Source organism: Candidatus Darwinibacter acetoxidans (genome assembly GCF_041936445.1).
In the GTDB taxonomy this organism is placed as follows: Bacteria; Bacillota; Limnochordia; order Darwinibacteriales; family Darwinibacteriaceae; genus DTU010.
This window is the reverse complement of sequence record NZ_JBHGXH010000216.1, coordinates 1-4,991: the sequence shown is the minus strand read 5'-3', so window position 1 is coordinate 4,991 and position 4,991 is coordinate 1. Positions and strand designations below refer to the sequence as shown.

The 4,991-nt window shown below is 55.9% G+C and carries 3 protein-coding genes; all 3 read left to right on the top strand.

What is annotated here, in order from left to right:
* Nucleotides 1-142: 142 nt before the first annotated feature.
* A complete protein-coding gene (locus ACE4YL_RS08285; protein WP_461369495.1) occupies nucleotides 143-757 on the top strand; it encodes a hypothetical protein in 615 nt (204 codons plus the stop codon).
* An 8-nt stretch (nucleotides 758-765) separates the two neighbouring features.
* Nucleotides 766-1,815, top strand: coding sequence for a hypothetical protein (locus ACE4YL_RS08280; protein WP_461369494.1), 1,050 nt, complete (start codon nucleotides 766-768; stop codon nucleotides 1,813-1,815).
* Nucleotides 1,816-2,603: 788 nt separating this feature from the next.
* Nucleotides 2,604-4,832, top strand: a complete 2,229-nt coding sequence (locus ACE4YL_RS08275) for a putative bifunctional diguanylate cyclase/phosphodiesterase (protein WP_461360168.1) — start codon at nucleotides 2,604-2,606, stop codon at nucleotides 4,830-4,832.
* Nucleotides 4,833-4,991: the final 159 nt, after the last annotated feature.

Here is a 4,991-nt window from a genome sequence, read left to right as displayed (position 1 = left end):
ATAAGATGGTAGTTTTTGCACTTAAAGTTGGGCAAGGAGAAGGACTTCACGTCAAAACGTCGAAGTTTTAAGGAAAAGCCAATCTAGGCTTCTGCCACAGGGTTTGGCAGGAAGGGAATAACCAGGGACGATTCATGGAGCTTTGACTGCGGCTGTAGGGCACAGCAGGGTCAGGGCAGATGTGAATTGTCCTTTTCGTTTGTGGGCAGCCCTGCACGCAGAGGGCGTAGAGTTTGAGTATCTGTACGAGAAGTTGGCTGAAGGTTACTTGAAGAAGATCGGAACGAAGTATGAGGGCAAGGCCAACGATTCAGACTGGGATTGGGATGATGATGACGATTTCGAGAAATGTCTCGAACAGATTGAGGGCATCATCCAGGGTGCCATCAACGCGGTGAACACTGAGAACCTCAAGGTCATCTTGGCGAAGTTTGGTGAATTCAAGGAAGAAGACCATGAAGATGCCCTGTGGGCCCTGCTGATCGAGTTAGACCTGGCAACCCCCGTAGCGAGCGTTGAATATCCCACAGAGGCACTGGATCTCGATCTCGAAGATCCTGAAACGGGCTTCGATCCTGACAAGCTTCCCTTCTACAAGGATGCCTTGCTTGGGTTGGGCAATCTTCCAGACAAGGCAGAGGACATTAATGACGTCGATGCATCGTTCAAGCAGATCGTAGGTATAATCGCGCAGGAAACTCTGAATACGACGGTCTGTTCGACAGATGGACGGTTGAAGTTCAGAGCGCTTATTTGAATGAGATTGTGTTCGTCATCAAAGCGCTGAACAAAGCCGGCGAAGCCTATGATGGTTGGAATGAAGCTTCCGTGATCACGGTCAACGTTGAAGTAGACGCCGAGATCGAGAAGGATTCTGAGGATGATATCACGGCTGTTCGCTTGAAGGACGACGAGAATAATTGGATCCAGGGTGTTTGGACGGTAACGACGGCGCAGATCGAGTTCGACGAGATCACCGAAGACGTTGTAGCCACCCTAACCATCACGGGTCCCGGGAAGGAAGCAGGCGAAGAGATTGAGTACGTGGCAGAAACAGAGCCCTTCTTGGTTGATGCTAGACCGACGATGATTAAGGTTGAAGCCGATGGTGAGATCTACAAGTCTGGCGAAACCATCAGCCTCACGCTGACTCTGCAGTATGGCGATGCAGATGAGCCTCAGACTGTATACACCTATGAAGGGTCGCCTGTTGTTATGATCAACTGGGGCGACGCCTCCGGATCACAGGTCTACAACCGAAAAGCGACATTTGCGGACGGTGTGGCTGACGGAATCGAGTTTGAAGCCTGGGAGAAGGGCGAAGAAGTAACCTTGGTTGTGACGATCGTTAGTGACGAGTGGGGAACTGTGACCGGAGAAGTGGAGATCAGCGTTGAAGCTGGCGATCCTGAGACTTTAGATGCTGAAGTCAAGGACGATGGCAACATCCTAATTACCGTCAAGGACAAGTTGGGACAAGTTGTTGACTGGTTTGAACCCGAGCAAGCCGAGGTTCAGCTGCGGGTTAAACCCGAAGTGGACGAGGGCAGTGCCCTGGCACAGTCGGAGGATCCTTCGAGTGCTAAGCCGGGTGTTGATGGCGTCGCCTATGTGAAATTCGTAGAAGGCTCCGCCACCATTGAGATGGTAGGTTCTGCCTTTGCGGAGAAGCTGGCTTCGGAGTACGAGGAAGAGGAAGAGGAAGAGGAAGAGGAAGAGGAAGACAAAGTGGTGACTCTGATCGTCGAACTCGTGGACTACGACCTCAAAACCGAAATCGAGTGGACGATCACGACTGAAGAACCGGGAGTATAAGGTTTCGACTTAGCTGCGAATAGTAGGAGTTCTTAATGACCTCGCGGGTTATCCCCGCGAGGTCTTTCGTGTGCCCGGCATGTCTACCAAGCCGATGGGTTGAAGGAAGCCCTACCGCCCAACCAGCGGGAAGGTAACCAGCAGCCAAGGGCGCAAATGGCAACAGTGGGGTTTGGAGGAAGCCGAGGGGGTGCCTTGGAACATAGCGTAAGCGAACCGGGGTTGGCTTGCAGAGTGGGTAACCTTGCGAAAATGGGAAAGCCCGATAGCTGGATAGCTCTGCAAGTTAGGACGGATGGCTTCAAGGCAGGGCAGGTAGACTTACCCGGGGAAGCCCCTGGTGTGCCGTGGGAAGGAGCGGGTAAGCGAGGCACAAGTGGAAACACAAGGCCCAAACGCGTTAAGAAGCTCAGGGATGCAGTCAGGGCCTCACACGCCGCAACCACGGAAAGAGCGTGGAACAGCTGGTCGCAGAGCTTCGGCAAGCCCTCCGATGAAGATAGCTCTGCCCAGCCATTGGTTCAGAGAAACTGGCCTTAAGTACAGTCTTATGACTGTGCCGCAGTTCCATGAACGGCAGTAGACCCTTCAGGAGCGGTAGACGCGGCCGATACCGTTCTGTGAGAGGAACGGCGCTAGGCTGATCACCCGCTGGCTGCTTATCAGTGTTATACTTGGGTCTTGAACCTCTAAGGCTGGGAGGGTTTGGACGTTTAGTGGAGAAGATTCCCCAGTAAGTACCGAACTTCGGCTTCTGCCCGCGCATCGGGTTTACTGGAGGTGGCCGCATGCAGAGGACCATTCGGCTTCGGCCCTATGCCATTGCCATCATCTTGATTGGGCTTGTCTTTTCTGCTTTGAACTACTTCTTGGTTAATTTCGTGAGGAGTATGTTTCTGCGCAGGCTGGAAGAGGAGAGTTTGAACTACGCCAGCATCTACTCCCACAGCCTGGTGAAAAGCAGGGAAGCCTATCGCGCCATCAATGACCTTTTGGAGCAGCGGCTCTTGACGGCCAGCAGTACCGCCGCCTTGTTTTCGGATCAGTTGAGCGATGAAGCCCTTCGGGCTTTGGCGGACTCTTTATCCGTTGATGAGATTTATATCTATAGTCCTGCGGGCATCATCGAATACTCCACCCGCCCTGAGTACCTGGGCTGGGAGGCTCCGCCGGGGCATCCGGTGCATGAGTTTATGGTGAGCGGCTTGGCATCCTTGGTGGAGGATATCCGCCGGGATAGCGAATCAGATAGGTATTACAAATATGCCTACCTGCGCCTGGCGGATGAGCGCTTTGTGCAGCTGGGCATCGGCGCCGATTTTGTCCAGGGTTTTCTTTCCTCCTTTGAACTGCAGAGGACGGTGGACGAAATCGGCGGTTTTCATTTGGTGGACCATGTCTGTTTTGCCGGCCCCGACTTTGTGGTCCTGGCCAGCAGCGGTGAGCGTCATCATGTGGGCATGAGTCTGGAGGATCCCGCTGTTAAGGAAGCGGTACTGGCCGGCCGCAGTTATTCCACCATCAACCGGGAAAACGGCCAGGAGGTCTACGACATCTACGTCCCCGTCTATCTAGAGGATGAGTTCGTGGGCACCCTGGTGGTGGGGAAATACACGGGGTCAACCGAAGCCGCCCTGCGTACCACCAGCTTTTTGGTCTTCGCCGGCACCAGTTTTGTCTGCCTGATCTTCATCTACACCATGTACACCAACTACCGCCACAACCAGCAGCTGGTGAGCCTCGCCTACCACGACACCCTCACGGGCCTGCCCAACAAGGAGTACCTGCTGGAGGTTCTGACGGTGCGGCTGGAGCGGGGGGATCCTGCAAGCAGTGCGGTTATGCTGGTGCACCTGCGCAACTTGAGCGAGATCAACTCCGTGTACGGTTTTGCCGCGGGGGACAGGGTGATGCACTCCATGGCGGAAAGGCTTGCTGAACTGGTGCGGCCAGGCAGAAAGCTCTTCCGCTTTTCCAGCAACCGCTTCGTCTTCCTCCTGGAGGGCTATGGGAGCCGGGAAGAACTGGTGGAGTTCGCCGAGGGGATCCGCCTCCAAGTGGAGGAAGGGCAGGACCCCCTGGGGCACCACCTGGCTGTGGGTATAGGGATCGTGGAGCTCAGTGGCTCCCACCAGGGTCCCGAGGAGGTGCTCACCCAAGCCGCCATCGTGGTGCAGCACCTGCAGAACACCCAAAGCCCTTCCAGTTACGCCTTTTTCGATGTGGAGATGGCGGCCAGGCTGCGCCGGGAAGAGATCATCACCCAGGAGCTCCGCCGCTTTGTGGCCAGTCCCGCCTTGGGCACCGTCTACCTCCACTACCAGCCCAAAGTGGAACTGGCCACCGGGAAAGTGGTGGGTTTTGAAGCCCTGGCCCGCATGAACAGCCCCAGCTTGGGTATGGTTTCCCCTGCCGAGTTCATTCCCATCGCCGAGCGCCACAGCCTCATCGTACCCTTGGGATACTTGGTTTTGGAACGGGCCTGCGGGTTTATCCTGCGCCTCAATTACCGGGGCTTCACTGACCTCCATGTGGGGGTGAACATCTCCCCCTTGCAGCTGCTTCAGGAGGATTTCGTGCAGCGGGTGGGGGAGATCCTAAGGGAGACGGGGATCGAGCCCCACCGGCTCCAGCTGGAGATTACCGAGTCCGTCCTCATTGAAGACTTCGCCGGCATCGCGGCCAAGCTCCATCCCCTGCGGGAGCTGGGGGTGACCATCGCCCTGGACGATTTCGGCACCGGTTATTCCGCCCTTTCCCGCATTGGGGAGCTCCCCATCGACTGCATCAAGATCGACAAGAGCTTCATCGACAACATGGTCTTTAGGGAGAAGCACCGCCTGATCATCAAGGACCTGATCTCCATGTGCCACAAACTGGGACTCAGGGTTGTGGCGGAGGGAGTGGAGCAGGACATCCAGCGCCGCTACCTTCTGGAAAGCGGCTGCGATGTGATGCAGGGTTACCTCTACAGCAAACCCCTCCTGGAAGAAGAAGCCCTGGCCAAACTGGCATAGAAAAAACCACCTTGCGGTGGTTTTTTCGCGGTGCGCCCGGCATGTCTACCGAGCCGATGGGTTGAGAGAAACCCTACCGCCCAACCAGCGGGAAGGTAACCAGCAGGCAAGGGCGCCACTGGCAACAGTGGGGTCTGGAGGAAGCCGAGGGGGTGCCTT